This is a genomic window from Micromonospora globispora, assembly GCF_003857015.1.
In the GTDB taxonomy this organism is placed as follows: Bacteria; Actinomycetota; Actinomycetes; order Mycobacteriales; family Micromonosporaceae; genus Micromonospora; species Micromonospora globispora.
The window spans coordinates 1-4,600 of the sequence record NZ_QGGF01000034.1 but is presented as its reverse complement, the minus strand read 5'-3'; the positions used below and the strand labels follow the sequence as shown (position 1 = coordinate 4,600).

Annotated in this window: 2 protein-coding genes; both read left to right on the top strand. The window is 75.1% G+C overall.

Annotated elements, in window-relative coordinates:
- Positions 1-263: 263 nt before the first annotated feature.
- Positions 264-1,067, top strand: a complete 804-nt coding sequence (locus tag DKL51_RS00990; RefSeq protein WP_109948184.1) for a DNA-formamidopyrimidine glycosylase family protein — start codon at positions 264-266, stop codon at positions 1,065-1,067.
- A 202-nt stretch (positions 1,068-1,269) separates the two neighbouring features.
- A partial coding sequence (locus DKL51_RS00985) for a hypothetical protein (protein ID WP_124811621.1) occupies positions 1,270-4,600 on the top strand: 3,331 nt, incomplete at its 3' end.

Below are 4,600 nucleotides of genomic sequence, written 5' to 3'. Positions count from 1 at the left end.
CCTCGGCCCGCGCCGGGCGTCCATCTGGCCCGCGGTGGAGGAGCGGGTCTTCTCGCTGATCCGGTCGCACCGCTCGACCATCGTCTTCACCAACTCCCGGCGCGCGCAACGGACCCACGGGACCGACGAACGCGTCCCCGTCACGCCCTTGCCCGCCGGTGCCGCCCTCCCAGCGTGGTCGTGTCACGGCGCACGCCGCCGCCCCGGAAGCGGGGACCCGGTGACCAGGGGCGCTCTGCGCGCTGGCGAGGGAGGATTGAGGGGTGCCCGAAGGTGACACCGTCTGGAACACCGCCCGCGTCCTCCAGCGCGCGCTGGCCGGCGCCCGGCTCACCGGTTCCGACCTCCGGGTGCCGCAGCTCGCCACGACCGACCTGACCGGCTGGACCGTCCGCGAGTCGGTCAGCCGGGGCAAGCACCTGCTGCTCCGGCTCACCGCTCTCGAAGATGCCGAGGGTGGGCGGGACTGGACGCTGCACTCGCACCTCCGGATGGAGGGCGCCTGGCGGGCGTACGCGCCGGGTGAGCGGTGGGCCGCCCGGCCGGCGCACCTGATCCGGGTGGTGCTGCGTACCGCCGGCGCGGTGGCGGTCGGCTACCACCTGCACGAGCTGGCCCTGATCCCGGCCGCCGAGGAGGAGTCGCTGGTCGGTCACCTCGGGCCGGACCTGCTCGGGCCGGACTGGGACCCGGCCGAGGCGGTCCGCCGGCTCGCCGCGCATCCGGACACCACCATCGGCGAGGCGCTGCTGGATCAGCGCAACCTGGCCGGGGTGGGCAACCTCTACAAGTGCGAGCTCCTCTTCCTGCGCGGTATCAATCCGTGGACGCCGGTCGGCGCGGTGCCCGACCTGGCCGGCACGGTCACCCTGGCGCAGCGGCTGCTCGCCGCGAACCGGGGCCGATGGACCCAGAGCACCACCGGCTCGCTGCACCGCGGCCAGACCAGCTACGTCTACGGCCGCCGCGCCCAGCCGTGCCGCCGCTGCGGCACCGCCATCCAGAAGGAGGAGCTGGGCGAGCGGGTCACCTACTGGTGCCCGGTCTGCCAGCCGGAACGGTCCTGACCGCCCCGGCGGCCCACGACCCGGGCCGGCGGGCGTAGAACTTCCACGAATCGCCAAGATCTCCCCGAGACACGGACGAATGGGTAGTTCCCTCCCGGTCGTCGGCGTCGCATGCTGCGATTGAGTGCTCACCGATCGTCAGCAGCGCGGTCGCCCGCCACGTCGCCGTGACGGCCGTCGTGCCCCGATCCCGGGGAGAGCCATGGTGCTGTTCCGCAGACAGCGGCCGAACGGGGCGGACCGCGCGGTCCGTAACGGTGCGGACGCCACATCCATCGTGCCCGCCGCCCGGACCGCCGAGGAGATCGAGGTCACCCCGGCCAGCCTCGACCCGGCCGCCGTGCCGCGCGGCTTCGGTCCGGTGCCGAACTTCGCCGGCAGTCCGCTGCCGGTGCTCGACGGGGACGGCCGGCCGCTGCCCGGCACCGGTGTCCGCAAGTTCGTCGACCCGCTGCCACTACCCGATCCGCCGGACCGCGCCGCACCGGGCGCGCACCTGCCGGTGGCGGTGCCGGACACCATCACCTGGCCCGGCTGCGACTACTACGAGATCGGGTTGCAGGAGTACACCCAGCGCCTGCACCGGGATCTCCCGGCCACCCGCCTACGCGGCTACCGGCAGCTCAACCTGGGCACCGACCCGTACGGGCACAACACCGTCCACCCGCCGGACCGGCCCTGGCACCTCGGTCCGCTCATCATGGCCCGGCGCGGACGGCCGGTCCGGATCAAGTTCATCAACCAGCTCCCGAGCGGCCGGGCCGGCGAGCTCTTTCTGCCGGTCGACGAGACGATCGACGGGGCCGGGGTGGGGCCGCTCGACGGGCCGGCGCCGTACCCGCAGAACCGGGCGGTACCGCACCTGGCGGGGGCCCAGACGGCCTGGATCAGCGCCGGCAACCCGTGGCAGTGGGTCACCCCGGCGGGCGAGATCACCCCGTACCCGATCGGGGTGGGAGTGGTCCCGGTACCGGACATGCCGGCGCCGGGCGCGGGCGCCACCACGCTCTACTTCCCGAACGAGCAGAGTGGCCGGCTGATGTGGCTGCGCGACAACACCTTGGGCCTGTCTCGGCTCACCGTCTACTCCGGCCAGTCGGCCGTCTACCTGCTCACCGACCCGGCGGAGGAGCAGCTCGTCGCCGACGGCGTGCTCCCGGACGAGCAGCTGCCGCTGGTGATCCAGGACCGGACGTTCGTGCCGGACGACGCCCAGCTCGCCGCGCAGGACCCGACCTGGGACCGGGAGCGGTGGGGTGCCAAGGGCAGCCTCTGGCACCCGCACGTCTACCAGCCCCGGCAGAACCCGTGGCGGGCCAGCGGAACCAACCCGACCGGCCGCTGGGACTACGGCCCCTGGTCGCACGACCCGGACGGCCCGGGCAGCCCGTGGGTCGCCCCGGTGCCCAACCCGCACCACGACCCGGTCGCCGAGCCGGACGAGCCGCCGCTGGCCCCGGGCGTGCCGCACCCGTCGGCGGTCCCCGAGGCGTACGGAGACACGCCGCTGGTGAACGGGGTGGCCTACCCGTACCTGACGGTGGAACCGAAGGCGTACCGGTTCCGCATCCTCAACGCCTGCGCGGACCGCAGCCTCAACCTCCAGCTCTACCGGGCCCGCTCGGACGCTCCGATGTGGCCCGACGACGGCCGACCGGCCGATCCGGACGCCGGCGAGGTGCCGATGGTCGAGGCGGTCCGGGCGGCGGACCGGCCGCCGGGGTGGCCCACCGACGGGCGGGACGGCGGTGTCCCCGACCCGCGGGCGGCCGGACCGGAAATGATCCAGATCGGCAACGACGGGGGCCTGCTGCCCGCCCCGGTGGTGCTGCCGAACCGGCCGGTGGGCTACCGGTACGACCGGCGGGATCCGACCGTGCTCAACGTGGACGGCCACACCCTGCTGCTCGCCCCCGGCGAGGGCGCCGACGTGGTGGTGGACTTCTCCACGGTTCCCCCGGGCAGCACGCTGATCCTCTACAACGACTGCCCGGCGCCGCTGCCCCGCTTCGACCCCCGGTACGACCACCACACCCACGCCGCGGACCGGACCGCGGTCGGCGGGCTCCCCGCCGCCCGGCCCGGGTACGGCCCGAACACCCGGACGCTGCTCCAGATCCGGGTGGCCAGCGTCCCGGCCGCTCGGTACGACCGGGCCCGGCTCGCCGAGCGCCTGCCCGGCGCGTACGCGGCCAGTCAGCGTCCGCCGGTCGTCCCCCAGCCGGCGTACGACCCGGCGTTCGGCACCCGGACGGCCGGGGACACCCTGGTGCCGGTGCACGCCACCTCGGTCCGGGTCACCCCGCCCGGCGCCGCCGCCCCGGTCACCCTGCCGGTGTCGGTGAAGGCGGTCGGGCAGGTCTTCGAACCCCGGCACGGCCGGGCGGTCGGCCGGCTCGGCGTGGGACACCCGCACGCCGGCCTGCTCGCCCCGGCCACCCTGCCGCTCGGGCCGGTCGACCCGGCGACCGAGGTGCTCTTCGCGGCCGACCCGGCCGTGCCGCTGGGCGTGCTGGCCGACGGCTCCCAGCTGTGGCGGATCGTCGGTGACGCCCCGCAGACCCAGGCGGTGCACATCGGCGGCTGCGACGTGCAACTGGTCAACCGGGTCGGCTGGGACGGGACGGTACGCCCACCGGACGCCAACGAACTGGGCTGGAAGGTGACCGTCCGGGTCAACCCCCGGGAGGACGTCATCGTGGCGCTGCGCCCCGTCCCGCCCGCGCTGCCCTTCAAGATCGGCGACAGCGTACGGCTGCTCGACCCGACCCGGCCGGCCGGCGTCCGGCTCGACGCCACCCCGGTCAGCCCGATCGACGGGCGGCCGGCGATCGTGGTGAACCAGCTGGTCAACCTCGGCTGGGAGTACCGCTGGCAGAGCACCTGCGCGGGCCAGCGGGACCAGGGCATGAGCCGCCCGCTGGTGCTGCGGGTCTCGCCCAAGGCGCCGACCGGGCTGACCGCCACCCCGGTGCCCGGCTCGGCGACCGCGCTGCCGGCGATCGCGCTGGCCTGGACGGGCAACGGCAGCCGCCCACCGGCCACCAGCCACCTGCTGCAACGGGCCACCGACGCGACGTTCACCGAGGGGCTGACCGAGATCACCGTGGCGGCGAGGGCCACCCGGTACACCGACGCCTCGGTGACGCCGGGGGTGACCTACCACTACCGCATCCGGGCCGAGAACGCGGTGAGCTGCTCGGCCTGGTCGAACAGCGTCCCGGCGTGCGTGCAGCTCACCGCGCCGGCGAAACTCACCGCCGCGGTGCCCCCGGCCGCGCCGCTGCGGGTGGCGCTGCGCTGGGTGAGCCGCTCCTTCGCGACCGGGATCGACGTGCAGCGGGCCACCAATCCGACCTTCACCAGCGGGCCGGGGACCACCGCGATCGCGGTCGGCGACAACCACGTCGACCCGGCGGTCGCCCCGGACACCACGTACTACTACCGGGTGCGGACCACCTACCTCGGCGCCGCGTCACCCTGGTCCACGGTGGCCACCGTGACCACCCCGCCCCGGCCGGGGATGCCGACCG